General features: G+C 43.6%; 22 protein-coding genes and 2 other annotated features. Of the genes, 10 read left to right on the top strand and 12 right to left on the bottom strand.

What is annotated here, in order from left to right; translation table 11 throughout:
• Positions 1-20 precede the first annotated feature (20 nt).
• The 3 genes from trpD to trpE are packed head-to-tail and all read right to left on the bottom strand — an operon-like array spanning position 21 to position 3038.
• Positions 21-1055 (bottom strand): anthranilate phosphoribosyltransferase, encoded by a 1035-nt coding sequence (gene trpD / locus IGJ17_RS10255; protein WP_429961325.1) that lies wholly within the window; start codon positions 1053-1055, stop codon positions 21-23.
• Positions 1055-1651 carry an aminodeoxychorismate/anthranilate synthase component II gene (locus IGJ17_RS10260; protein ID WP_005235288.1) on the bottom strand — a complete coding sequence of 199 codons (597 nt, stop codon included), beginning with the start codon at positions 1649-1651 and terminating at the stop codon, positions 1055-1057. The genes trpD and IGJ17_RS10260 overlap by 1 nt, the downstream gene beginning before the upstream one ends.
• Positions 1632-3038 (bottom strand): anthranilate synthase component I, encoded by a 1407-nt coding sequence (gene trpE / locus IGJ17_RS10265; RefSeq protein WP_429961326.1) that lies wholly within the window; start codon positions 3036-3038, stop codon positions 1632-1634. The genes IGJ17_RS10260 and trpE overlap by 20 nt, the downstream gene beginning before the upstream one ends.
• A 58-nt stretch (positions 3039-3096) precedes the next feature.
• Positions 3097-3342, bottom strand: a binding site (T-box leader).
• A gap of 66 nt (positions 3343-3408) precedes the next feature.
• Positions 3409-3621: a binding site (T-box leader), on the bottom strand.
• Between the two features lie 812 nt (positions 3622-4433).
• Here trpE and IGJ17_RS10270 point away from each other — a divergent pair.
• On the top strand, positions 4434-5885 hold the full coding sequence (locus tag IGJ17_RS10270; RefSeq protein ID WP_144330565.1) for a helix-turn-helix domain-containing protein: 1452 nt from the start codon (positions 4434-4436) through the stop codon (positions 5883-5885).
• Between the two features lie 16 nt (positions 5886-5901).
• On the opposite strand, the gene IGJ17_RS10275 is transcribed toward IGJ17_RS10270, so the two are convergent.
• Positions 5902-8466, bottom strand: a complete 2565-nt coding sequence (locus tag IGJ17_RS10275; RefSeq protein ID WP_429960687.1) for an HAD-IC family P-type ATPase — start codon at positions 8464-8466, stop codon at positions 5902-5904.
• A gap of 269 nt (positions 8467-8735) precedes the next feature.
• Here IGJ17_RS10275 and IGJ17_RS10280 point away from each other — a divergent pair, with 269 nt between their 5' ends.
• On the top strand, positions 8736-9074 hold the full coding sequence (locus tag IGJ17_RS10280; RefSeq protein WP_429961327.1) for a RidA family protein: 339 nt from the start codon (positions 8736-8738) through the stop codon (positions 9072-9074).
• A gap of 70 nt (positions 9075-9144) precedes the next feature.
• Here IGJ17_RS10280 and IGJ17_RS10285 read toward each other — a convergent pair whose 3' ends face one another.
• Positions 9145-10311: a glycerate kinase family protein gene (locus tag IGJ17_RS10285; RefSeq protein WP_082741588.1), complete on the bottom strand. Its 1167-nt coding sequence runs from the start codon at positions 10309-10311 to the stop codon at positions 9145-9147.
• Positions 10312-10478: 167 nt separating this feature from the next.
• Here IGJ17_RS10285 and IGJ17_RS10290 point away from each other — a divergent pair, with 167 nt between their 5' ends.
• The 4 genes from IGJ17_RS10290 to IGJ17_RS10305 are packed head-to-tail and all read left to right on the top strand — an operon-like array spanning position 10479 to position 13558.
• Entirely contained in the window at positions 10479-11669 is a 1191-nt protein-coding gene (locus IGJ17_RS10290) for a helix-turn-helix domain-containing protein (RefSeq protein WP_061054280.1), read from the top strand.
• Positions 11662-11889 (top strand): PLD nuclease N-terminal domain-containing protein, encoded by a 228-nt coding sequence (locus tag IGJ17_RS10295; protein WP_005235274.1) that lies wholly within the window; start codon positions 11662-11664, stop codon positions 11887-11889. The genes IGJ17_RS10290 and IGJ17_RS10295 overlap by 8 nt, the downstream gene beginning before the upstream one ends.
• Positions 11886-12797 (top strand): ABC transporter ATP-binding protein, encoded by a 912-nt coding sequence (locus IGJ17_RS10300; protein WP_008378547.1) that lies wholly within the window; start codon positions 11886-11888, stop codon positions 12795-12797. Before IGJ17_RS10295 ends, IGJ17_RS10300 begins: the two co-directional genes overlap by 4 nt.
• Positions 12794-13558 carry an ABC transporter permease gene (locus IGJ17_RS10305; protein ID WP_005235271.1) on the top strand — a complete coding sequence of 255 codons (765 nt, stop codon included), beginning with the start codon at positions 12794-12796 and terminating at the stop codon, positions 13556-13558. Before IGJ17_RS10300 ends, IGJ17_RS10305 begins: the two co-directional genes overlap by 4 nt.
• Before the next feature lie 52 nt (positions 13559-13610).
• Here IGJ17_RS10305 and IGJ17_RS10310 read toward each other — a convergent pair whose 3' ends face one another.
• From IGJ17_RS10310 to IGJ17_RS10325, 4 genes are all read right to left on the bottom strand, one after another.
• The gene (locus IGJ17_RS10310; RefSeq protein WP_008378566.1) at positions 13611-14228 is read right to left on the bottom strand and encodes a YitT family protein; all 618 of its coding nucleotides are present in this window, start codon (positions 14226-14228) and stop codon (positions 13611-13613) included.
• A 168-nt stretch (positions 14229-14396) separates the two neighbouring features.
• Positions 14397-14957 (bottom strand): NAD(P)H-binding protein, encoded by a 561-nt coding sequence (locus IGJ17_RS10315; protein ID WP_429961328.1) that lies wholly within the window; start codon positions 14955-14957, stop codon positions 14397-14399.
• A gap of 66 nt (positions 14958-15023) precedes the next feature.
• A complete protein-coding gene (locus IGJ17_RS10320; protein ID WP_005235261.1) occupies positions 15024-15428 on the bottom strand; it encodes a MerR family transcriptional regulator in 405 nt (134 codons plus the stop codon).
• 75 nt (positions 15429-15503) lie between these two features.
• The gene (locus IGJ17_RS10325; protein WP_005235260.1) at positions 15504-16484 is read right to left on the bottom strand and encodes an aldo/keto reductase; all 981 of its coding nucleotides are present in this window, start codon (positions 16482-16484) and stop codon (positions 15504-15506) included.
• A 209-nt stretch (positions 16485-16693) separates the two neighbouring features.
• Here IGJ17_RS10325 and IGJ17_RS10330 point away from each other — a divergent pair, with 209 nt between their 5' ends.
• On the top strand, positions 16694-17059 hold the full coding sequence (locus IGJ17_RS10330) for an HIT family protein (protein WP_005235259.1): 366 nt from the start codon (positions 16694-16696) through the stop codon (positions 17057-17059).
• A 67-nt stretch (positions 17060-17126) separates the two neighbouring features.
• Here IGJ17_RS10330 and IGJ17_RS10335 read toward each other — a convergent pair whose 3' ends face one another.
• The 3 genes from IGJ17_RS10335 to IGJ17_RS10345 are packed head-to-tail and all read right to left on the bottom strand — an operon-like array spanning position 17127 to position 21338.
• The gene (locus IGJ17_RS10335) at positions 17127-17975 is read right to left on the bottom strand and encodes a PRD domain-containing protein (protein ID WP_005235258.1); all 849 of its coding nucleotides are present in this window, start codon (positions 17973-17975) and stop codon (positions 17127-17129) included.
• 20 nt (positions 17976-17995) lie between these two features.
• Positions 17996-19459: a glycoside hydrolase family 1 protein gene (locus IGJ17_RS10340; RefSeq protein ID WP_429961329.1), complete on the bottom strand. Its 1464-nt coding sequence runs from the start codon at positions 19457-19459 to the stop codon at positions 17996-17998.
• 46 nt (positions 19460-19505) lie between these two features.
• On the bottom strand, positions 19506-21338 hold the full coding sequence (locus IGJ17_RS10345; RefSeq protein ID WP_429961330.1) for a beta-glucoside-specific PTS transporter subunit IIABC: 1833 nt from the start codon (positions 21336-21338) through the stop codon (positions 19506-19508).
• A gap of 336 nt (positions 21339-21674) precedes the next feature.
• On the opposite strand from IGJ17_RS10345, the gene IGJ17_RS10350 reads away from it, so the two are divergent.
• The 3 genes from IGJ17_RS10350 to IGJ17_RS10360 all read left to right on the top strand — a co-directional run bounded on the left by IGJ17_RS10350 (position 21675) and on the right by IGJ17_RS10360 (position 24616).
• The gene (locus IGJ17_RS10350) at positions 21675-22565 is read left to right on the top strand and encodes a dihydrodipicolinate synthase family protein (RefSeq protein WP_429961331.1); all 891 of its coding nucleotides are present in this window, start codon (positions 21675-21677) and stop codon (positions 22563-22565) included.
• 22 nt (positions 22566-22587) lie between these two features.
• Positions 22588-23235 carry an HD domain-containing protein gene (locus tag IGJ17_RS10355; protein ID WP_086299345.1) on the top strand — a complete coding sequence of 216 codons (648 nt, stop codon included), beginning with the start codon at positions 22588-22590 and terminating at the stop codon, positions 23233-23235.
• Positions 23236-23551: 316 nt separating this feature from the next.
• Positions 23552-24616, top strand: coding sequence for an ABC transporter permease (locus tag IGJ17_RS10360; protein ID WP_008378576.1), 1065 nt, complete (start codon positions 23552-23554; stop codon positions 24614-24616).
• Positions 24617-24619 lie beyond the last annotated feature (3 nt).

Consider the following 24619-nt stretch of genomic DNA (forward strand, 5'->3'; position numbering starts at 1 on the left):
CCTCCTTACAGCTTTCGTAATTATTGACTATTTGACTGGCGGATCAACTCCTGCAGTTTGTCATAGGCGGCGCCCGAAGCGATACACGCCCGTGCCATCGCAAACCCTTCCGCTATCGTGGCGGCTTTGCCGTTAGCGTAAAAACCTAACCCTGCATTTAAGACCACCGTTTCTAGATAAACGGAGGGTTGATTTTTCAACACCGCAGTTAAGATCGCGGCGTTTTGAGCCGCATCTCCGCCGACGATCGCCTCGATCGGTGCTGGCGTAAAGCCATACGCTTGCGGATCCAAAGAAAAATTCGTCACCTTTCCTTCGTGATAAAAACTGATCGCCGTTTCACCTGCCAAATTGGCTTCATCCATTCCATTGCATCCATGGATCACCATTGCTCGTTGTCGACCAAGACTGCCTAACGCCTGAGCGGTGTCGGCCAAGCTCTCGCCTGCGTAGGTACCGATCAGTTGCGTAGTCAATGGCACAGGATTGATCAAAGGGCCTAATAGATTAAAAATCGTTGGTGTCGCTAATTCTTGCCGTATTTTCATCACTGCTTTCATGCCCGGATGCAACGACGGGGCGAAGAGAAAAGCGATGCCGACTGTCGCTAATAGATCGGCGATTTTTTCTGGTGATGCTTGGATCGATACCCCCAAGCAGGCTAAGACATCGGCACTGCCTGAACGACTAGAGATACTGCGATTGCCGTGTTTTGCCATCGTGATTCCCCCGGCTGCTAACACGAAAGCCGCCGTAGTGGAGACATTAAAACTATTGGCGTGGTCACCACCAGTGCCGCAATTGTCCATGGTGTCTCCTCCTTCATAAGGAATGGTCACGGCATGCTCTAACATAATTTCTGCTAAAGCAGTCAATTCGGCAGCTGTGATGCCGTTGATCTTCATCGCAACTAATGCTGCGCCCAATTGACTTTCTGAAAACACCCCGCTTAAAATTCCTTGAGCAAAGTGACGCATCTCCTGATAACTTAAATGACGGCCATTAAATAATTGCTGAGTGATTTGTTGCGGCGGCTGCTTTTTTAGTGCTTGCATTAAAGATTCCTCCTTTTTTCATCTTGTGTTTTTTCTGTATTATCCGAGACGAGTTTAAGAAACTGTTCTATGAAAAATGCCCCCTCGTTTGTTCCCATTGATTCTGGATGGAATTGGAGTCCTACGATTGGTTTTTCGCGATGCTGAATCGCCATGATGATCCCTTCTGTTTCAGCCAACACCTCAAATTCCGCTGAAAGTGTCGCTGGCTCAATGACAAGCGAGTGATAGCGCATGACAGTCATATCTCCTAGGTAGGTTTCGAATACGCCTTTTTTCTGATACGTAAGGGTCGATTGCTTGCCATGCATAATAGCTGGTGCTTGGACCACTTTGGCACCAAACGCTTCACCAATGGCTTGATGACCTAAGCAGATGCCTAAAAGCGGCTTGCTATCATGGTATGTTTTGATCAAAGAAATCATGAATCCTGCCTCTTCGGGACGGCCTGGTCCCGGGGAAAAAATGATGCCATCTGCTTCTTTTGCAACAATAAAAAGCTCTGGATCGTCATTTCGCAAGACGATCGTATCCGCTGGACATTGCTGGACTAAGTTATACGTAAAGGAATCATAATTATCGACGAGTAAAATCATTGGCTGACACCTCCAATAGTGCTTTGGCTTTGTGTAATGTTTCTTGGTATTCAGATGAAGGATCAGAATCATAAACGATCCCCGCCCCTGCTTGGACATATGCGATCTCGTCTTTCAATACCAATGTCCGAATCCCGATGGCAAAATCCGCTTGATCATTTCGTGAAAAATAACCAACTGCACCAGCATAGACCCCTCTTCGAACAGCTTCCCACTGATAGATGCGAGTCATGGCACGAATCTTTGGTGCCCCGCTGACCGTGCCTGCTGGCAGGGTTGCTTTCAAGGCATCCATTGCCGTCACACCTGCTCTGCGCTTGGCAGCCACTACCGAAACGATGTGCATGACATAGCGGTATTTCTCGATCACCATGTATAAAGGAACATGAACCGTCCCATGTTCAGCGATCCGCCCTAAATCATTGCGCCCAAGATCGATCAGCATCTGATGCTCTGCACGTTCTTTTTCATCTGCCAATAGTTCATTTGCCAAAGCTTCGTCTTCTGCTTTGGTTGCACCTCGTTTGCGGGTACCAGCGATCGGATTCGTGGTGATTTCGTCGCCTTGAACGCGAATCAGGCTTTCAGGTGAGCTACCAATCACTTTAAATCCGTGATCGAAATCAAGATAATAGAGATACGCGGAAGGATTTGTCACTCGTAGTTTGCGGTAATAGTCAAAGGGCTCTTGTTTAAATGACGCTTTCAGACGTTGCGAAGGAACGACTTGGAACATGTCTCCCGCCGTAATTCGGGCTTTCGCCTCTTGAACGATCGCTTCATAGGCATGTTGAGTAACATTGCTGGTAAAATGCAGTTTTTCATTTGACAATACACGGGTCTCAGCGGCGACTGGTGTCCTTAACTGCTGCTTCACTGCTTGCATTACCTGCTCCATCTCGACGGTTCCTCTTTGGCTATAGCAATTTTCAAGAATGATCGTTAAAGTTTCCGTCTGATGGTCAAAAACGAGAAAAGTTTCGAAAAGCCAAAAGGCCATATCAGGCACTTGCAATTCATCTGCGGGCAGTTGTCCGATGTCTTCATAGCAAGCGGCGATATCATAGCCCGCATACCCGATAGCCCCACTTTGCAGCGGTAGATTCGGTAAAGCGCTAATTTCCTTTTTGACTACATACCCTTCCATTTCTTTTAAAGGATCCTGACACGGGTACTTGTTGACCGTTTTTTTCAAAAGATCCTCCACTTGAAAAACACCATCCTTAAAGGTCATTTTCTGAACGGGATCAAAGGTAAGGATCGAATAGCGTCCGGTATCTTCTTCTCTGGGAATACTTTCCAATAAACATTTATGCGCCCCTTGAATCCGTAAAAAAACTGAGACAGGTGTCAAACAATCGCTGTTGATTCGTTCCATTCGATACATAAGCTGCTCCTTTCTTTGTAAACAAAAAGCCCTCAAGCAAACGCCATAAAAACGTCTGCTTGAGGGCGAATGATCGCGGTACCACCTCAATTGAAGTTGCCCAAATAAACAACTTCTTCTCTATCAACCGTCTAACAACGGTCTTCCTCTATAACGGGAGTTCCCGCATTTTCCTACTGCCAAAAAAGGGTTCAAAAAATGATCGGCTAAGGCCATTTCCTTGATTTCTTGGTGCCGGACTCTCATCACCGCCGACTTTCTGTAACCAAAAAAGACTCAAGTACTTCTCTTAGTTTGATTTTACGTTTATTTTTTTATTGGTTGAAAGGCAAGAAAAACAAAAAAGCCCTCAGGCAAACAAACTTGTCTGCCTGAGGGCGATTACTCACGGTGCCACCTCAATTGGTTCTCTAGATCGTCTATCAACGATCGTTCTCTGTAACGGGAGTTCCCGGAAAAAGCCTACTGATTTCAGCCTTTCGACACAAAAGTCCATTTCTGAAGCGTCAATCTGCTGATTTGCACCACCATCAGCTCTCTGCAAGACGAACGTCCTCATACTTCTCTTTTGTTTAGTCTTAATGAGTTATTGGTAGCTATATTACGCGGCTTTTGTTGATCTGTCAACAGGAAAAAGCGAATTTTATTTTTTTGACTCCTTTTGACAAAACAAGAAAACATCCTGCAACGGTTTGTCTTAACCAAAATAACGACACATTCTTTAGGCCAAAAATGCCCTTCACTTCTTTCAGATTACTTAATTATAGTTGCTGATCCATTTAAATAATATTTGTTTTTTTATAAACCTTACGTGAAGATCAAGCTACGAAATATTCGCTATCTTTTACCAATAAATCGACATTTACCCAAAATTTTCATGACATCATGAAAAAACAGAATTGTTATTCAAAATATTATTCTATATGATTGAACCGGATATAAGAAAGGGTGATTAAATGCACATAGACAAATTATATTTCTCCACCTTTATTTATAAAATGAGCTGCTTAGAATTTACTTACTCTCTCATTCAATCCAATGAGAAAAATGCCGATTTATCAGAGGAAGAACAAGCAGAAATTGAATGGATCATCGACTCTGCTCTCCATCGAAAACTCTACGCCTCTCGCAAAAAGAGTCTTTTTTCCTCAAAAATAAAATTATCGAAAGAAAGTTATTCTTTGTATTTGCGAATGAAGAAATACGAACATATGATAGACCTCTAACCGTTAAAACACATAAAAAACCTCATTCCTTTAGACAGTTACTCAGAAGGATACCCATTCCATCTTTTTTAATAGAAAAACATCATTCGGTGAATTGGAAATAGCAAAACTTGCCTTTTTCGTATAAAATCAAAAAGAACACGAAAGACTCAGAAAGGAAGTTTTTGTCATGGATGGGATGATGAAAAAAATCATTACCGAGAAGGATTTATTACGTCAGATCCTTCTCTTGGAACAACTGGCGAATCACAAAATGATCACTGCCAAGCAACTAGCAAAATTGATCGATACGACGGAACGAACGGTTTTTTCTGATATAACCTATATTCGTCAACAATTACCCGAAGGTTGGCAGATTGAAGCCGCCAGTAATGGCTTTGCTTTGACCCATGATGGGCCATTGTTGATGAGTCAGCTATGGGAAACGTTTTTCCCTCAATCGATCGGTGTTTCTTTAATGAAAGCATTGCTTTTTTCCAGCGAACTTAGCACGCAAGAAATTCTTGGCCAAGCGGGAACTTCCTATGAAACTTTGCGGCGGCATATTACAAAATTAAATAAAAGTTTGACGGATTTTTCCTTACGGATTCGCATCACAAATCGCGTGATCCGCTTTGAAGGAAGTGAGATCAATATTCGGGTCTTTTTCCATCGACTTTTACTGCCTTATACCCATAACAATTACTTTTTTGAGGAATATACAATTCATGAGACCCACTATCAACATTTTTTACAGCGTCTGGGCAAAGATAAACTCCAAATCGACGTAGAACAAATCTTCGGTACTTGCTGGTTTTTTATCAATACAATCCGTATCAAGGCCAATTGCCGCATGGATTCCTTCGAATTTAATGGGGATGATCCCCTCTACGGTCTTTTCCAACAGCCATTAAGTTATCTCTACCAAAAAGAAGGCGTATATTTAGAATGCAGCGAACACTTCTTTAGCTTCTACTGTTTTTTAGAAAGCTGGAACTACAATAACGATTGGTCCCAAACGATTCAAGCGACTCTTGAAACGTATCAAACCATTCACGATAAAACGACCCATTTTGTCGAACAATTAGCCCGCTCGTTGCAGCTACCTCTCGCTAGCGGGACGCAGCTGATTGAGAATCTGTTGCTGCTCTTGATCAAAACGCAAGAGTCTGCCAAACTCTCAGAATGGTTTGGGTTAGAATTTCACGAGATCCAGCGCTTGAATCAGCCCTATTCGCTACCGATAGAAGCAACGATCCATGACTTTTTAGAAGAACAGACAAACAGTCAAAGGGAAACGAGTTTTCCTTTATGGTCAACCACCACCTTGTTGATCCAACAGGCTATTTTACAAATCAACCCTATCCGGGCAAAGGGATACTTTATCTTTCAAGGGGAGCCAGCATGGAAAGCTTACCTTATGCAAGAATTGAATGACTTTCTCGGAGCACGTATTCTGCTATCGGCGATCGAACCAGGTCAACTAGAAGGGCTATCGGCAACCGACGTTGATTTTGTTTTGTCAAACTTCCCATTAGATGATGCCCCTGTCCCAGTCTTTTATTTATCGATGGTACCGACCAAAAATGAGCTCAATCAAGTGACTGAGCTCATTCAAACCTATTATTTAAGTTATCACTAGAATCATCAAGCTGCCTTTATTGTTTCACTGGGGCAGCTTTTTGACGTCCTTGCAGCTTGTTTGTAATAAATTTCTCACCTTCGACGACTGTGAAAAGAAGTGCCCCGTTGGCTGCAATACTCAACTGCTGCATCAGCGTCAAAGAACCGATCCCTAAAAGCTGGTGTCCGATAGGTGTTAGGAAAATCGCTGCCTGCAATACAATCAGTAGTGCCAGGGAGACTAAGAGTGCTTTATTGGCAAAGAGTTGGCGATTCAACGCCGGCTTTACCAGCTCACGACAGTTCAGTAAGTAGACTGCTTGAGCAAAGACGATACTTTGCAGTAGCATGCTTTGTTGAAGGACCGTTCCTTCAAACTGAATCGCTAAGACGTAGGAAGGAATCATGATTAACAGCGAGACATAGAAGATGCGGAACAGACTGTACCAAGATAAGATACCTTCTTTGATTGGCCGTGGTGGTCGATTCATGACATCCGCACTTGCCTTTTCAAAACCGAGTGCGTAAGAAAGCGTGATGGTTGTCACCATATTTACCCATAAAATTTGTACAGGTGTCAGTGGCAGTGGTCGGTTCAACAAGAGTGCCGCAATAACGATCAATCCTTGTGCAACAGCCGTTGGTAAGAAGAAGTTGATGGTTTTCTTCAAATTATCGTAGATCCGTCGACCCACTCGGACGGCATTGGCGATCGTATGAAAATTATCGTCTGCCAAAACCATATCGGCTGCTTGCTTCGTTACTTCACTGCCTTTGATCCCCATAGCGATCCCAATGTCGGCTTTTTTCAGAGCTGGTGCATCGTTTACACCATCGCCGGTCATTCCGACAATCTCTTCATTCGCCTGCAAAGCACTAACGATCCGTAATTTATGCTCTGGGGTCGTTCGAGCAAAGATATCTGTCTTTTGGACTGCTTGCTGCAACTCCTCCTCAGACAGCAGATCGATTTCCAGCCCTTCCAACACGTGATTCGTGTGCTTCAATCCAATTTGCTTGCCGATAGCTTGAGCGGTCTTGCCATGATCTCCTGTGATCATTTTGACTTGGATGCCCGCTTGCAAGCACTCTTTTACTGCTTTGATGGCACTGTCTTTCGGAGGATCAATGATGCCAGCGATCCCAACAAAGGTTAAATTGATGAGTGCTTCGTGGGACAAGGACTCCTGTGCCGACAGCGTCAGATGCGCAAAGCCGATCAGTCGCTGCCCTTTCGCTGCTAATTTTGCACTTTCATCAAACCACCATTGCTTTTGATCTGAAGTCAGTTGGCTTTTCTCAAGCAACACTTCGGGCGCACCTTTGACAAACACTACCGAGTCATTCGGCTCTTCTTGATTTTGATGGCGTGTTGCCATGTACTTGTAAGAGGAACTAAAAGGAATTTTATCGACTGTTTTACGCAATGGTTGCTGCGCTAATTCTGCGTATTGTAACAAGGCTTTTTCGGTTGGGTTTCCAACGAGTTCAGCCGCCTTTTGTCCTTCGTCTTGCTTCAAATCTTGACAATTTGCCATGATATCAAGCACCGTTGCTTTATCCACGTTTGACTCAACTAAGACATCGACGACCGTCATTTCATTTTTGGTCAAGGTTCCTGTTTTGTCTGAACAAATCACCGTCATGGCACCTAGTGTCTCCACTGATGGCATCGTTTTGATGATTGCTTGCTCCTCAGACATTTCCTTGACACCCATCGATAAAATCATGGTCAGCACGGCTGGCAAGCCCTCAGGAATCATTGCTACAACTAATGCGATACCTGATGAGAACAAGAGATCAAGATCAAAGCCGTAGCGGAAGGTAGTAAAGAAGATCAAGAAAATCACTAATCCGATAATGCCTTTAAAGATTTGGTGATTCAATTGCTTCATTTTTTTGATCAACGGGGTTTCTTGCGCTTTCACAGACTGAATTGCTTGATTGATCTGGCCGATTTGTGTATCGTCTCCTGTTTCAACGACGATCCCGCTGGCAGTTCCGCTTTCTACATGGGTACCAGAAAACGCCATGTTCCGCTGGTCACCAATCGTACTTTCTTGAGTAATGGGTTCGGTCTTTTTTTGAACTGGCTCAGATTCGCCGGTTAAGATAGACTCTTCAATCACAAGATCATGGGTTTCGATCAAGCGCATATCTGCTGGTACGACATCTCCTGGTCCTAAAACGACTAAATCTCCGTTTACTAAGGAAGAAACAGCAATTTTCTTCTTGCGGCCATGAACATAAATTGTTGCTTCTTGCCCCATGAATTGCTTCAACCCATCCAGTGACTCTTGGGCTTTACGCTCTTGCCAGTAGCCGACTAATCCATTGATGACGACGACCGCCATAATAATGCCGCTTTCGATATAATCACCCGAAACCCCTTTTAAGACGGCTGCGACGATTAAGACCAACATCAGTAAGTCTGTAAAATGCTTGCCGACTTTCTTCCATGTAGGGATCTGCGCAGCCTCAGTAATTTTATTTTCACCTTGCTTTGCTAAACGCTGGTTGCGTTCTTCGGAGGAAAGGCCCTGCCGTGTTGTTTGCAACGTATGTAATAGTTCTTCTGTTGTGTTTTTGTACCAATTCATATTTTTTTCCTCCTTGTTTATTTATTTGATCTGAACATAGTATAAGACATTAAAACCATAAAATTCTGGCGATAATTTCAGTGGAGCCTGAAAAAAATGAGTGTTTTTATTAAAGGGGAAGGGCGGCTTCGTCCCGTGGTTTCACAAAACCAACAGAAAACATTTGTTGATTGTTTTTGCAGGTGTAATCAAGTAAACTAAGACACACCCAATCAATTGCTATCTGTCCCCATCATCCAAAGGTAAGATAGAAGAAAGGAGCCAAATAAATGGCAATCTATACCGATACAAAAATCGCTCAAGGACCTTTTCTTTTCATTTCTGGTCAATCGCCGTCACAAGACGGAGCCACACCTGAGGACCCGCAAGAGCAAACAACCATCGTTTTGAAGAAAATCGAAGAGCATTTATCAGCCAATCAACTGTCTTGGTCATCAGTGGTTAAAATGACCGTCTTTTTAACGGATGCTGCATACTTAGCTGCTGTCCGTACGGCGTTTACAACTATTTTAGCAGAAAACAAACCAGCCATGAGTCTCGTCATCGTTGCCGGCTTGGTTGCCCCTGAATTTAAAGTGGAAATTGAAGCACAAGCCACCTTGGCTTAAAAAAGGCGCAACACCAAAAAACTTCGTAGTGGCGATTGCCTTCCCTACGAAGTTTTTTGGTGTTTGCTTCTTATTTGGTTGGAAAATCAGTGCCTTCTGAAGGAACTGATCCGGTCTTTTTTTGCCACTGCTCCACAAAGCCGGCGATGGCTTGAGCAGTCTGTTGAGCATTAATCAAGGTTCGCTTTTTTTCCATCGCTTCTGCCAAGGAAACTGGTCCTTGTTGGATACTGAAGACTGTTGGAAGCAATTGCGACAGTTCGCCGAGACGTTCGGTTCGGGAGCCACAGATTGCAACAATTGGGAGTTGGCGTTTTTGAGCGAGCAAAGCGACACCATAGGGTACTTTCCCCCTAGCTGTTTGGCCATCGATACGACCTTCACCGGTGATCAATAAGTCTGCTCCTTTGATTTTTTCCTCAAATCCAATCAAGGAAGCAATCGTCGAAAATCCCGGAACCAACTGACCACCTGCCAAATAAACCGCACCACCAAGGCCCCCAGCTGCACCAGAACCAGGGACTTCCAAATCGATCCCCGTGGTCCGCTTGATGTGTTCAGCCAAACGCTTTGCTTGTTGATCCAACTGCTGGATCGTTTCTTTGGTTGCCCCTTTCTGTGAACCAAAAACTGACGCAAATCCTTGTTCACCTGAATAAGGATTTGTTACATCGGCTAAAGCAAACAGGTCAATTTGTGCAAGCAGAGGGTTCAACTGGCTGAGCTCCAGAGATTCTGCCTGCAGCAAAGGATTGTTTTCCATTCGCTCGTTTCTTTGAATGGTTGCTCCTAACGCAAGTAAAAAGCCTACGCCCCCATCAGAAGTGCCGCTACCGCCAAGGGTCAGGTAAATCTTTTTCACTCCTTGTCTGCAAGCTGCTAAGACCATTTGGCCTAAACCAAAAGAAGAGCTATTGCGGGTGGTCTCGTCACTAGGTTCCACGAGTTGCAATCCGATCACTTCCGCAGATTCAATCAAAGCGATTTTTTCTTCATTGATTTTTGTGACCAACAGACGGGCTTGCAACTTACCACCTAATGGGTCGGTCACTGGAACCGTTTCGTAATTGCCTCCAAACGCAGCAAAGACTGCTGCCATTGAGCCTTCTCCCCCATCAGCGATGGGAATACTACATTTTTCCCACTGGTCTGAAAACCCGCTTAAGACCGCTTGATTTAATTCTGCGGAAGTGGCGCTTCCTTTGAAGGAATCAATCGCTGCTACAATTTTCATCATTCTGCCTCTCCTTCTAGATCATCTCTTTGCCAGAGATGGGGGCACCTACGTTAATAATCAACCTATGGTTAATCAAATCAACCAAAAGTTAACTAGTAATCCATTGTAAGTTATCCCTTCTCCTCTTATGATAGAAGTATATCAAACAAACCTATCGGAGGTGTACTATGGACTTACCAATTGGCGAGGAAATCGCCCGGAGAAGAAAACACAGAGGCGTTACGCAGCAAGAATTAGCAGCATTTATGAACGTGTCAAAAGCATCCGTTTCAAAATGGGAAACGGGACAGACGTATCCAGATATCACTTCACTGCCCTTATTAGCGGCGTATTTTGATTGCAGCGTCGATGAATTGTTGATTTTAGATTCGCAGCTATCACCTAAAGAGATCCAGCGAATCTACCAATTATTAAAAGACGCCTTCCAAACAAAAACACCAACGGAAGTTCTCGCTCTTGCTCAAAGTTTTACCAAACGGTATTACTCTTGTTATCCATTCTTATTACAAATGGGGTCCTTTTACTTGAATCATTGGGATCTGTTGCCGGATGTCCCCGTAGAAGGCGTCCCGAAAGGGCAAACTTACGAAGACGCTTTGATGGAAGCAAAGAAAAATACCTATTTGAAGGAAGCAGAAACCCTGTACCAACGGATCATGGACCAAGGAGACAGTGAGCTGGCACAACAAGCGAAACAGATCGATGCTTATTGTCTTCTGATGAGAAACAAGCCAGAAGAAGTCTTGGCGATCCTTGGCACGAAAACTCTCTCTTTTTTACCTAGCGAACCGTTGATTGCCGCAGCATTTCAGCAAAAAAATCAGTTGCAACAAGCTGAGATCGTTACGCAAAGTGCGATTTACCAGTACTTAATTATTTTTATGAGTTTGCTAACGAATTATTTAGCAATGCTCACACAAGACGAGGAGCAACTGGAAAAAACCTATGCACGTGGACTGGCACTCAGCGAGAGCTTCCAACTGGCCGAATTGCATCCCCTCTCTTTACTGAATTTTCTAGCCGCTGGGATGGTTTCGTTTGCTGCTTTAGGAAAAGAAAGCTTATTGTTACAAGCATTAACGCTGTATGTCAAAACATTAGAAGCTACTCCAGAGGAAATCGTTTTGAAAGGAGATGATTATTTCAACAGCATCGATGAGTGGATCAGTGAATTAGAATTAGGGAGTCAGATCCCGCGTAACTCAGGTAGTGTCAAAAAACAATTTCTTGCAATAGCACAGCTGACACCCTTGTTTGAACCGTATCAAGAAAAACCCCCATTTAAAGAGTTGTTTCAGCGCTTGAGCAATCTGGCTGAACAAGTATCTAATTCGCAAAGGAGTGACTCACATGAATAGTTTTTCACTAAACGTACCAGAAAATATATCTGATTATTTGCCCATACTGATCCCTCTGATTCTTTTGCAATTGATCTTGATCGTTTTGGCAGTTCGAGATATTTTAAAACAAGAACAATTTAAGTTTGGCTCTCGTATTCTTTGGCTCTTCATCGCCTGTTTTGTTAGCCTGATCGGTCCTATCCTTTATTTTGCTTTTGGAAAAGGGGATCAACAATGAAGATGATCGAGATCAATCACTTATCCAAACGTTTTGGGCACAAACAAGTGCTACAAGACCTATCCTTTTCGGTCCCCAAAGGGAGTGTCGTGGGATTTGTAGGGGAAAACGGCGCCGGCAAAACAACCACCATGAAAGCGATTTTAGGGTTACTCCCTATTGATGAAGGCGAAATCACTGTCTGTGGCGAACCAGTACAATTTGGCTCAACCAAGACCAATCGCTGGATCGGCTATTTGCCAGATGTGCCGCAGTTTTACTCTTTTATGACAGCTGTAGAATATTTGACTTTCTGCGGAAAAATTCAGCCAAATAAAGAATCTTTTCAGCCTCAGCGAGTGATGGAAGTCTTAGAGTTGGTAGGCCTGGAAGCTTCGAAACAAAAAATCGCTGGCTTTTCTCGCGGCATGAAGCAACGTCTAGGGTTAGCCCAAGCTCTGATCAACCGCCCCGCCATCTTGATTTGTGATGAACCAACATCCGCACTAGACCCTCTAGGACGCAAAGCATTTCTTGATGTATTGGAAAAAATCAAAGAAGAAACGACAGTGCTTTTTTCCTCTCATATTCTCGCAGATGTCGAACAGCTGTCAGATTATATTGCGATTTTGCACAAAGGTCAGATCCGTGCGTTCGAAACGATGGATTCCTTGAAAAACCGTTATCGAAAAACCGTCTTTGGGATTGTCTTTACCGACGAAGGTGACCATTTAAAATTTGCCAAAGTGTTAGCAATCCACGGTATTTCGGCGAAAAGAAAGAACAATCAATTACTGATCGATGAACAAACTGGAACCAATATCGGTTCACAGCTGCTACAATTGCTGAACGAACAACACATTGTCCCAGAATCCTTTCAAAGAATCGAACCATCGTTAGAGTCGATTTATTTGGAGGTGATCAAATGAATGCGTTTCTTGTTTTCTTAAAGAAAGAGTTTCTCGGCGGTCTTCGCAGCAAAAAACTACTGATTTGCTTGATCCTGTTTGCCCTGATTGGTATGCTTTCTCCCTTTACTGCCAAAATCATGCCAGAACTGATGGCCAGTATGATGCCGGAATCGATTGAAATCACGATTGCTGATCCGACATCGATCGATGCGTGGCTTCAGTTTTACAGCAACATCGGCACGATTGGCCTGCTAGTATTTGTGATTCTTTTTACCGATACGCTCTCAGCCGAAATAAATCAGGGTACCTTTATTCAGCTGATCACCAGAGGCTTACCAAAAACCACGATCGTCATAGCAAAAGCTTGCTATTTAATGATTCTTTGGTCTTTGAGTTACCTCATAAGTGCCAGTGTCAGTGCTTTTTATACGATGATTTATTTCGATGATTCCAGCGCTGCTCAAGTCCCTAGCGCTTTGGTCAGCTATTGGCTTTTCGGTTTACTAGCAATCAGCATCCTGCTGCTAGGTTCCAGCTTTGCTAAAAGTATCTATCAAGGTTTGTTGTTTATTGGCGTCTGTTATCTGATGGGCATGTTAGGCAACCTATGGAGTCAAGTAACAAACTGGAATCCATATTCCCTTTCCAGCCAATTTCCTAACTACTTAACCGACCAAATCAAACTAGGGGAACTGCTGCCAGCACTGTTGTTAACTTGCTTTTTGATCATCGCTTGTTTGACTGGTTCCATAGCTGTTCTAAGAAAAAGAAAATATTAAAAAACATCGGTGCAGATTTTTTGCACCGATGTTTTGCTTCTGAAATGTTACTCTATTTTGCTGTTCCTTGGACTTTCACAGATTTCTTGGCCTGCATTTTTTGTTCGATTCTCATGAAGAGGCGCATGAAGAAGGCAATCAAGTAGATTGAAAAGGCAGAAATAAGTGCTTCTTGCCAAGAAAAGATCAGAAGGTTCAATAAGATGATGATCAAATTGGTTAAGAAAACCCCACTAGATCTGCGAATGCCATAGTATTTTTCCAAAATTAGTGGCGGAATCGTCACGCCGCCATTAGACGCACCAATTTTGTAGAGCGAAAAGATGCCGAAGCTAAAGAAGAAACTACCTAAAATCAATGAGATGGAATAAAAGCGCAGCAGCATAATTTCTGGTAAAAGTGCTAGAAGAACGGGAAATGCCAAACTACCGATAACCGTATTGACAAAGACCTCTCGTTTCAAAAGTAAAAACGCAAGGGCCAGCATCAATAAATTTATACCCCAGACAACGATATGGCGATTGATCGACCAGCCAGTTTCGATGAGGTAGCCAATCGACCCGACGCCGGCAGAAGCAATGCTGTGAGGTAAAAGGAAGAAGTTTAATGCGATGCAGATCCATAGCACCCCAAGCAATAAAGCAAGATTTTTTTTGATAAGTGTTTCCATCAACGTTCTCCTTTCGATCTGGCAACTATTTTTATGTATAAAAGCTTCTGTCTATTCTATCAAAAAAATCGTAAAAGAAAGAACCAATTTTTTCATGAAAACATGAAAAAATTGATTCTGACCTTCAAGAAAGTATTCTGCTATTTTTTCATTCCTTTAAGATTGCTGTTAAGCTGCACAGCAATCACAAGCGGAAAGGATTTCTTCTACAACAGATTCCCGCCATGCTCTTCTATTCGCCATACGTTTCTTCTCTGACGGCAAATGAACAAAGTAAACCGACAATTCTGATCCTTTAATCAATTGATAGGACATCAAGCGATTTTTTTGCTGCAATAACAGCTGATGCTTTTTCGGGGAAAGGGAAAGATCAGTTGCGGACACCAATTGCTTTAATGCCTCTGGATGACAAAGGTTTCTTTCTGGTGCGACACTGATCAATTGGCTGACCTCTGCTAATTTCATCGCCTCGATCACCCGCAGCGTTGCCCGCGAATCATGGATATCCGTCAAAAAAACCGACTGGCAACCTTGCAATGCCCGAACGAGTCGTCCTAAATCGAGAAAGTCACCATCAATGATCGTCTCACGCGCAGCATCAATCTGTTGTAAACGCTCCGTTGCCTGGCGGGCATAGAGTACTAGGGAGAAATTGGTGCTTTCTAAAAGTGTTTGGCGTGTCAGCTGCCCAATCGTTCCAGCAGCACCTAAAATCGCAAGTCGTTTCATAAGCTTCCTTTCTATTGGATTCCATTGAGCAGAACGTTTCAATTTCCATAGTAGCGAATTCAGTCATTAAGACTTAGTGACCAAATTGGCTTTTCGTTGACGCAATCGTTCTTCTGTCGGCAGAACATGCTCGTCGTAATGTTCTAGTTTGTATTCTAAACGTTCAACAGCTTCCGTCATATCTGAGATTTTCTCCCTGAGTACCGCAATTTGTTCTGCTAAGAGCTGCTTGCGCTCAGGAACCGTCCCTCGCCCTTCTTCAAATAAAGCCAGGTAATGACTCAACCCATCAATCGATAGTCCAGCATTACGCATTTGCCTAGTAAAGGTGATCCATTTTAAGTCGTCATCATCAAATTCACGAACACCGTTTTTATTGCGTTTGACCGGCGGAATCAGCCCAATTTTTTCATAGTAACGGATGGTATCAGCTGAGACACCGCTCAGTTCACTGACTTTTTTGATATTCATGACTTCACTTCCTTGTTTTGCATTTTTTCCTAGATCGTTTTGTATGCTACGAGCCAGAAGCCCTTTTGTTACTCGTTATTCCGCTCCTACCACTGCATGAGGCAAGTAAGGCTCTTCCAAATAAGCAATCTCTTCGGCAGTCAGCTTTAGATCAAGGGCAGGTAAAGCATCCAATAAGTGGCTTTCTTTTGTTGCGCCAATAATTGGTGCGACCACTTGTTCTTTTTGCAATAACCAAGCCAAGGCGATTTGCGACCGTTTGCTTTGGTGATTGTCAGCGATCTTTGCGACTCGTGCCACGATCTCCCGGTCTTGTTCCATCGTTTTGTCGTACTTTTGATTGGCGGTTTTATCCGTTAAGTACCGTTTGGTCTCTGCACCCCAATCTCTTGTTAAACGTCCAGCAGCCAAAGGACTATATGGCGTCACGGCAATTTTTTGATCGGCACACAAGGGCATCATTTCTCGCTCTTCTTCTCGATAAAGCAAGTTTAAGTGATTTTGCATCGAAACAAATTTGGTCCAGCCATTTTTCTCTGCAACTGCTTGTGCTTTGGCAAATTGCCAAGCGTACATCGCGGATGCACCAATATAGCGCACTTTTCCAGAAACCACCAAATCATGTAAGGCCTTCATGGTTTCTTCAATTGGCGTGTGGTAATCCCAACGATGGATGATATACAAATCAATGTAGTCCATTTGTAGGCGTTTTAAGCTTTGTTCGACTTGATAAAAGATCGCTTTTCGAGACAGCCCTCCACTGTTTGGCCGTTGCTTCATTTTTGAATACAGTTTTGTGGCAACCACGATCTCATCCCGCGGAGCAAAATCATTCAATGCTCGACCGACGATTTCTTCGCTCGCTCCATAAGAATAGACATTTGCCGTATCAAAAAAGTTGATGCCTAGATCCAAGGCTTTTTTGATGACTTCGCGACTATCTGCTTCTTCTAACACCCACTCATGAAAGCCACTATTGGGATCGCCAAATCCCATTGTCCCTAAACATAATGGTGACACATCAAGTCCCGTATTGCCAAATTTTACATAGTTCATTTGCTCGTCCTCCTGTTTTTTAAGTTACACTAAGCATACAGGTTGAAGTGCACTCTAAGTCAAGCGAATCAGCAAACTTTTTTTCATTTTACTCGCAAATGACTCATAATGACATGCTTTTTGTCGTGCGTTTCATTTCGAATCAGCTTTTGGTACACTAAAGATAAGTATCGATACGCTATCTAGCTGAGAAAAAGGAGCGGAAGATTTTGACTTGTATTTTTTGTACTGCCTCAAAACATGCGATCTTTGAAAACGAACGCTTTTATGCGATCTTTGATAAGTTTCCCGTCACCCCTGGACACCTGCTATTGATCCCCAAAGAACATCGAAGGGATTATTTTGCCCTCACCCAAAAGGAATTACAAGACTTGCAGGCTTTGTTGCAGGAAGGCAAAGCCTATTTGTTGGAAACCTATCGACCAGACGGCTTCAACATCGGCTTCAATTGCGGGGAGGCTGCCGGACAGACGGTCTTTCATTGCCATTGTCATTTGATCCCACGCTACCAAGGCGACGTGGAGGAACCAAAAGGCGGCGTTCGAGGCGTGATTCCTGACAAGCAAGCCTACTAAATACAAACAAGCCGTTTCTTCCAGCAAAGGGAAACGGCTTGTTTGTGTTTGTTAAAAATGAGGACGCTTAGGAATTGATCGCTGAATGGTTCATCAACCGATTGATATGAACGCCTAGATAGACGATTTCATTGACAGGGATCTTCGTTTGATATTCTTTATCGATATAGGCTTTGACTTTTGTCGCGATCTCCATAGCATTTGGATAAAGAGCCCACATTTGACGGTATAGTCCTTCGTCTTCTTCTTGCAGCAGACCATCCAAAAAGAACCGGTCAACGAAGAAACGCACGTGGGTGATAAAGCGATTATAATGGATCGAATTGGTGTTGACGTCTTGCTGGATCGAGTAGCGTACCATATTGACGATCAACCCGATCAATTTGGCTTTTTTCAACCCATCTTGATTTTCCTCGGTGTTCGACTGGGCATTGATCAAATGAAACGCGATATTGGAGGCTTCTTCTTCCGGCAGATCAATTTGATACTTCTCTTTCAACAAGCGTAGTGCCTGTTCGGCGGCTCGAAATTCCTCCGTATAGTAATTCTTGATTTCCCAATAGAGTCGATTCGTCACACTCAAGCCTTTTTGCTGACGTTCCACAGCAAAGTGCAAGTGATCCGATAAGGTAAGGTAAATCGTTGAATTTAGCGGATAGGGCAGCATTTTTTGCGCCAGCTGAACGATTTCTTTGGTCATTTCAAAATAGTACAACGGAATCTCATCCACCAAATCGGCAAACTGACCCGATTTTTTTTCATCGATTGGCAGAAAAACTTGATCGATCTGGGTATCGGCTATGCTGTCGCCGACTTTCTTTCCATAGCCGATCCCCTTCCCAAGTGCAATCATTTCCTGGCCTTCCTTATCAACAAGTACGACACTTGAATTTAAGACTTTCTTGATGTAAATCATGCACTCTCGCTCCTCACTGTTTATTCTGCCAAACTTGCGCCATTGGTAGCGATCACTTCTTTGTACCAATCGAAGGAATCTTTTTTCAAACGGTCATAACTGCCGTTTCCTTCATCATCGGCATCCACATAAATGAAGCCGTAGCGTTTCGTCACTTGTGACGTCCCAGCACTGACCAGATCGATCGGTGCCCATGAAGTATAACCAATCAAATCGACTCCTTCATCGATGGCTTCCTTCATTTGTTTGAAGTGTGCCTTGAAATAATCGACCCGATACGGATCATGCACTTGACCGTCTTCAAGGACATCCACGGCACCCATACCATTTTCAACGATCATCAATGGCATTTGATACCGATCATACAATGAAAGCAAGGAGATTTTCAAGCCTTTAGGATCGATCTGCCAGCCCCATTCAGTTGACGGCAGCTTGGGATTTTTTACCCCTAAAACCGTATTGCCCGGTGTCCGTTCCGCATGTGGGTCGCCTGATTCAGCCATAGACATATAATAACTGAAAGAAAGAAAATCAACGGTGTGATCTTTTAAGATTTGGCGGTCTTCTGGTGCCATTTCAATCTTGATGCCCCGTTTTTCCAGATCTTTTTCAATCATTCGCGGATAAGCACCTTTGACTTGAACGTCCGCATAAAAATCATTTTCCAAGTTTTTCTTTAAAGTTAATTCAACATCCAATGGGTCACAAGTCAATGGATACGTCATCAACTTCGTGATCATACAGCCGACTTTGTTGTCGGGATTTATTTCATGGGCGATTTTTGTCACTAATGAGCTGGCCACAAATTGGTGATGGAGGGCTTGATACACGTCTTGCTCTTCCTTACCAGCTTCTGATTGCTCAGGAATGAGACCTGCTGTTGTAAAGGGATGACGATGGATACTGTCGATTTCGTTAAAGGTCAGCCAATACTCCACATACTCCCCAAATTCTTCAAAGCAAACGGTCGCAAAACGGACAAAGTCATCGATCACTTTACGTTCCACCCAGCCATTGTACTTCAAGCTAAGCGCTAACGGCATCTCATAGTGAGACAACGTTACGATCGGTTTGATTCCCAAACGCTGCATTTCTTGGAAGACATTGCGGTAAAAAGCGATCCCTTCTGGATTGGGTGTCGTTTCTTCCCCAGTTGGGAACAATCGGGTCCATGCAATCGATAAACGCAATACTTTAAAACCTATCTCCGCAAATAAAGCCAAATCTTCTGGATAGCGATGATAGAAGTCGATCCCTCGGCGTTTTGGATAGATGGTATCCGTTGAATCCGCCATTGCTTCTTTGACGGCTTCAACAGTCACGCTCATATGTGCTGCAAAGTTTTTCACGTCGACATGAGGTTTGTAAGTAGCCACATCCGCTACCGACAAGCCTTTGCCGCCAAGATTCCATCCCCCTTCTACTTGATTTGCGGCGATAGCGCCACCCCATAAGAAGTCCTTTGGAAAAATTGTTTCAGTCATTTTTTCAATCCCCTTTTACATTGTTTTTGTTGCATTGCTCATTGGTTTAGACGATCGGTGCAATCGATAAAACACCTTGTTCGTTGCGCTCATCGGTTGATTCGATCGGTTTGACAGTAAAGTTTTCTTGATTGGTGACCACACAGATCACGATTGGATCAAACCCAGCTGCTTTGATGGCATCTAGATCAAATTGAATCAGGGGTTGCCCTTGTTTCACTTGATCCCCCGCTTTCACGTAAGGGGTAAAGTGTTTGCCTTCTAATTGAACGGTATCCAAGCCGATATGAAAGAGCAATTCTGCGCCATTACGAGTTTTTAACCCGATCGCATGGTTGGTTTCAAACAACATCGTGATTTCGCCATCTTCCGGTGCGATCAATTCGCCAGACGTCGGGATGATCCCGAAACCTTCTCCAATCATACCGCTTGAAAAGACTTCATCGTTGACTTCAGATAGGGCTACCACTTGGCCTTCTACTGGTTTACTCAATACTTCGGCTTTCAGATCGGCAACTGTCGTCTTATTTTCCACTGTTTTGTCTTTGAATAAGAAAAGGACAAGGACGAAGGAAACAGCAAAGGATACCCCTAACGTGACTAATGCCCACACAAGATTCATCGGGTTGGCTTCATCGACGAACATAGTGATACTTGCTAGACCGGGACCAACTAATGCGAAGGCCTTGATGGCAAATAACCCAGCCACTGCACCACCAACTAGGCTGGAAGCCATCACGCCGTAAAGCACTCGTTTGTGCAGGATCGTCACCCCATACAAAGCAGGCTCGGTTATGCCAAAAAGGGCGGAGATGCCTGCAGAAACAGCGGTTGAACGAAGTTTTTGGTCTTTGGTCCGAACACTCACCGCAAAACAAGCACCGGCTTCTGCGATGTTATGTGCCAATGAGGCAGGTAAGTATAACAGCTCTGCCCCCATCTCACTCATAGACGAAACAGCATAAGGAATCATAGCTTTGTGCATACCGGTAACCACCATCAATGGTAAAACAGCGGCTAAGATCCCCGTTGCCACCCAACCTAAATGGGCATACAGCCAAATAATCGCTGCTGAGAAAATCGTTCCGACTTCAAAGCCTAATGGGCCTAAAATCAATAAAGCAACTGGAACCGTAATAACTAAGCTCATCATTGGAACAAAGAAGATACGGATCGGTTTTGGTGAGATTCGGGTAAACAGTTTTTCAATTTGAGCGTAAAATAAAACCGTTAAAATGGCTGGAAATACTTGTGACGCATAAGCGATATTTTGTAAACCGAAGCCCATGAAAGCTGCGCCATCTGTCAATAGTGTTGTTAGTTCAGGCAAAATCAAGGCACCGACAGCGGAAACCGCCACCAAATGGTTGACCTTTAATTTATTTGCCGTGGTGATCGCCACTAAAATCGGTAAGAAATACAATGGTGCGCCACCGATCAGATTCAAAATTTGATACGTTTGGCTGGTATTGTCCATCAATCCAGTGACAGAAGCAAGTAGCAGTAAGGATTTCAAGACGCCCCCACCAGCGACCGCTGGAATCAACGGTTGAAAAATCGAGATAATAAAATCAAGCAGGACCGCACCCCACGATTGTTTTTGTTTGCCTTCACTTCCTCCATCCGCTGTTAGCTCATGACCTAACACGTTCATAACCTCATCATACACTTCGACGACATCATTGCCGATGATGACTTGGCATTGGACATTTTGTCGCACCCCAATCACGCCATCGACTTTTTCCAAGGCATCTTTTTGTACGAGGCTATTGTCTTTTAAGGTAAAGCGCAAGCGTGTGGAGCAATGTTCCAAATGTGCGATATTTTCTTTTCCGCCAATCAACTCAACGATGGCAGTTGCCGTTTCTTTTACATTCATAATTTTCTTCTCCTTTAATTAGTTTTCCTTTGTTGGCCAAACAAAGAAAAAAGCAGGCAGCACCTACAAAAACATTGAACGGAATCCAACGATCCCTTCCATGTTTTTTATAGGTCCTGCCTGCATTACCAGTCACATGCCTGTTTTATTACTTGCATAATACCATGCTTTATTTGAAAACGCAACCACCGTTTTAAAAATATTTTGCTAAGCCTTTTGCTGAAACGAGAAGTTTGCTACACTTAGTGGATAATCAGTTATTTCGTCTTCCTTGGCTTGCACCAGAAGCAAGAAGAACATCGCTGGCTAAACGTATCACAAGAAAGGATGAATCGGATGACTTCATTGAATCACTCACTGCATGTTGCCGTCCCAACAGCATTTGATCATGCAGAAAGACTTGACACGAAAAGGACGATCGCTCATATCTTGCAACTGCAAAAGCAAGGGATCAAATCGGTTTTGGTGTGTGGCTCCACCGGTGAACAGCATTCATTGACTTTAACAGAAAAAAAACAGCTTCTACATGCCTTAGCGCAAGAAACCAGCTGGGCAGCCGATTTCGAAGTCCTCTTCGGTTTAGCTGGCATTGTATTTCATGAAACGCTCGCGTTGGCAGAAACAATCAGCAAAAATCCCCGAATCGATGGTGTGGTTTTAGGCTTTCCCCCTTATCTTTGCCTGACCCAAAAGGAAGCCGTCCTCTATGCTCAGGGATTGATCCATACTTGCGAAAAACCAGTTATTTTATACAACAATCCCCGCCGCACGGGCTTTGATTTATCTGCAGAAAGTCTCTTGACCTTGATCGCTGACCCTCGGGTGATCGGCTCAAAAGAAGCTGGCAGTAAGGAGCGAGTGCCTCAACTAAAAACAAAGACGGCTGCCGATTTTCGTTTTTATGCTGGTGGTGAAGCGGACTTGGCGGAAAAGGTCGCACTAGGGTTTAACGGGCTGTCATCAATGGCAGGAAACCTTTGTCCCGAGGAGATCCAGGTGATTTGGCAAGGGTTACTCAAAGGTGCTGCAACGATTTCTACGTCGAATGAATGGCAGAAAATGGAACAAGCAGCTGCCGGCGATCCAACAGATACCATCAGCTATCTTCCGTGGCTCAAGCAGCAAATCACCATTGATGGACAGCCCTTTGGCTTTTGTCGTCAGCCGCTAGGTCTAGAAACGAGTGATCGGTTTAGCACTGGCTCAATTCCTCCTCATCTAGCATAAGAAAGGCAGGAGAACCAGATAAATGAAGATTGATCCACAACTAAAGCACTATATTGAAAGCTCCATCATCCCACAATACAACCAATTGGATAGCAGTCACTCCCCAGCGCACGTCCACCAAGTGATCCAAAATAGTTTTGAGATTGCTGAAACATTGCCTGTTGACCTGAATATCGTCTATACGGTAGCTGCCTACCATGATATCGGCTTGCTCTATGGCCGCAAAAACCACGAAAGCAATTCCCGCAAGATCGTTGAACAAGATGCTGTGTTGCCACGCTTTTTCTCTCCTCCAGTCATTTCAATGATCGGCGAAGCAGTAGAAGACCATCGCGCCTCGCTGCCCTATGAGCCTCGCTCGCTTTATGGCAAAATTATTTCCGAAGCCGATCGTGACTTAGATTTTGAGCGAATCCTCAAGCGAACCTTGCTTTTTGCTTATGAGAAAAAGCAACTCACAGATCTAGAACAATTGCACCAAGAAGCGTATCAGTACATTTCAAAGAAATATGGTCCTCAAAGTGAGCTGAAGGTTTGTTTGGATTATCGCAAAAACCAAGACGGTTTGGCGATCATTTATCAAAAGTTAGCACAACCTGAAAGCTTTCGTCACTCCTTTGAAAAAATCGTGCCGTTAGTTATCGCTACAAGCAAAGAAACTGACGATTGACACTTTGATCCAGCACCAGACTTTAAATAGAAACCCTCTGATTTCAAAATACGCCAAGTGTTTGCGTGCGCTGAATCAGAGGGCTTTTATTGTTATTCTAGTTCTTTTTTCACGGAAGTCGCCCCTCTCCTTCATTGCTCAAACGATTCTATCGAAATAAAAGAGCAGTAATTGGTTTTCTTCAATCGACAGACGCCCTTCTAAATAACCTTCCTTTTTTCACCGAATTTACTCTTTGTAAGCAAGATAGTTTGCTGAAAATAAAAAAAATGGTATTTTTATTTTATCAAGTGATAAAATAATAGGAGGAATCGTTATGTTTTTGGCAATCAATGAAATACGCCATTCCAAATTGCGTTACGCCCTAGTCACAGGGGTCATGTTTTTAATCGCCTATCTGGTCTTTTTTTTAACTGGCTTAGCGTATGGGTTGGCTCAAGATAATCGGATGGCGGTCGACAAATGGGAGGCAGATCAAATTTTGTTGACTGAAGAAGCAAATGATAATTTAAACATGTCGATGCTTCCTCGCAGTCTTTATGACGAAGTCGATGCACCAGAAAAAGCTGTTTTGGCGCAAACCGCTGGGGTAGTGACTAAAGAAGATAACGGTGAAAAAGTCGATGTCACCTTTTTCGGCATTGATCCAGATCAATTTCTAGCACCAAATATTATCGATGGCGAGATGTTTGCGTCAGATGATGAAGCGGTCGCAGACAGCAGCATTGAGGAAGAATACGGGATTTCCATTGGTGACACCATCAAATTAGCCGGCAGTGACAAAAAATTGAAAATCGTCGGTTTTACAGATAACGCCCGCTTCAGTGTTGCTCCGGTCCTCTACACCTCGATCGGTGCCTATCAAGAAATTCGTTTTGAAAAAGAAGATGATTCAGAAAATGCCCGTATCAACGCGATCGTAACTCGTGGCAAAATCAAAGAAGTGCCAGATGATCTAGTCGCTACGGATATCAGCAAATTTATTAATGAATTGCCTGGTTACAACGCACAAGTGCTGACCTTTGGCTTTATGATCGGGTTCTTGATCGTGATCGCTGCCATCGTTATCGGTATTTTTATCTATGTGTTAACGATGCAAAAATCAGAAATTTTCGGTGTCATGAAAGCCCAAGGGATCTCTAGCCACTACATTGCTTTTTCGGTGATTGCCCAAACGTTCTTATTGGCAACCTCGGGTGTTTTGATCGGTGGGTTGGCAACGATCGGTACCGCCCTCGTGTTACCTGCGGCAGTGCCATTCCAAATCAATCTATTATTCTTTGCTAGTATCAGTGTAATGATGATTCTGATCGCGATGCTAGGTGCTTTCTTCTCGGTGCGAACGATTGTAAAAATCGACCCATTGAAAGCAATCGGATAGGAG

It is taken from the genome of Enterococcus sp. DIV1096b, assembly GCF_050498765.1.
Classification (GTDB): domain Bacteria; phylum Bacillota; class Bacilli; order Lactobacillales; family Enterococcaceae; genus Enterococcus_D; species Enterococcus_D entomosocium.

Coding starts and splice junctions, on each gene's coding strand:
- trpD (WP_429961325.1), bottom strand. CDS start 1,055: ATGCAAGCACTAAAAAAGCAGCCGCCGCAACAAATCACTCAGCAATTA.
- IGJ17_RS10260 (WP_005235288.1), bottom strand. CDS start 1,651: ATGATTTTACTCGTCGATAATTATGATTCCTTTACGTATAACTTAGTC.
- trpE (WP_429961326.1), bottom strand. CDS start 3,038: ATGTATCGAATGGAACGAATCAACAGCGATTGTTTGACACCTGTCTCA.
- IGJ17_RS10270 (WP_144330565.1), top strand. CDS start 4,434: ATGGATGGGATGATGAAAAAAATCATTACCGAGAAGGATTTATTACGT.
- IGJ17_RS10275 (WP_429960687.1), bottom strand. CDS start 8,466: ATGAATTGGTACAAAAACACAACAGAAGAACTATTACATACGTTGCAA.
- IGJ17_RS10280 (WP_429961327.1), top strand. CDS start 8,736: ATGGCAATCTATACCGATACAAAAATCGCTCAAGGACCTTTTCTTTTC.
- IGJ17_RS10285 (WP_082741588.1), bottom strand. CDS start 10,311: ATGATGAAAATTGTAGCAGCGATTGATTCCTTCAAAGGAAGCGCCACT.
- IGJ17_RS10290 (WP_061054280.1), top strand. CDS start 10,479: ATGGACTTACCAATTGGCGAGGAAATCGCCCGGAGAAGAAAACACAGA.
- IGJ17_RS10295 (WP_005235274.1), top strand. CDS start 11,662: ATGAATAGTTTTTCACTAAACGTACCAGAAAATATATCTGATTATTTG.
- IGJ17_RS10300 (WP_008378547.1), top strand. CDS start 11,886: ATGAAGATGATCGAGATCAATCACTTATCCAAACGTTTTGGGCACAAA.
- IGJ17_RS10305 (WP_005235271.1), top strand. CDS start 12,794: ATGAATGCGTTTCTTGTTTTCTTAAAGAAAGAGTTTCTCGGCGGTCTT.
- IGJ17_RS10310 (WP_008378566.1), bottom strand. CDS start 14,228: ATGGAAACACTTATCAAAAAAAATCTTGCTTTATTGCTTGGGGTGCTA.
- IGJ17_RS10315 (WP_429961328.1), bottom strand. CDS start 14,957: ATGAAACGACTTGCGATTTTAGGTGCTGCTGGAACGATTGGGCAGCTG.
- IGJ17_RS10320 (WP_005235261.1), bottom strand. CDS start 15,428: ATGAATATCAAAAAAGTCAGTGAACTGAGCGGTGTCTCAGCTGATACC.
- IGJ17_RS10325 (WP_005235260.1), bottom strand. CDS start 16,484: ATGAACTATGTAAAATTTGGCAATACGGGACTTGATGTGTCACCATTA.
- IGJ17_RS10335 (WP_005235258.1), bottom strand. CDS start 17,975: ATGATTTACATCAAGAAAGTCTTAAATTCAAGTGTCGTACTTGTTGAT.
- IGJ17_RS10340 (WP_429961329.1), bottom strand. CDS start 19,459: ATGACTGAAACAATTTTTCCAAAGGACTTCTTATGGGGTGGCGCTATC.
- IGJ17_RS10345 (WP_429961330.1), bottom strand. CDS start 21,338: ATGAATGTAAAAGAAACGGCAACTGCCATCGTTGAGTTGATTGGCGGA.
- IGJ17_RS10350 (WP_429961331.1), top strand. CDS start 21,675: ATGACTTCATTGAATCACTCACTGCATGTTGCCGTCCCAACAGCATTT.
- IGJ17_RS10355 (WP_086299345.1), top strand. CDS start 22,588: ATGAAGATTGATCCACAACTAAAGCACTATATTGAAAGCTCCATCATC.
- IGJ17_RS10360 (WP_008378576.1), top strand. CDS start 23,552: ATGTTTTTGGCAATCAATGAAATACGCCATTCCAAATTGCGTTACGCC.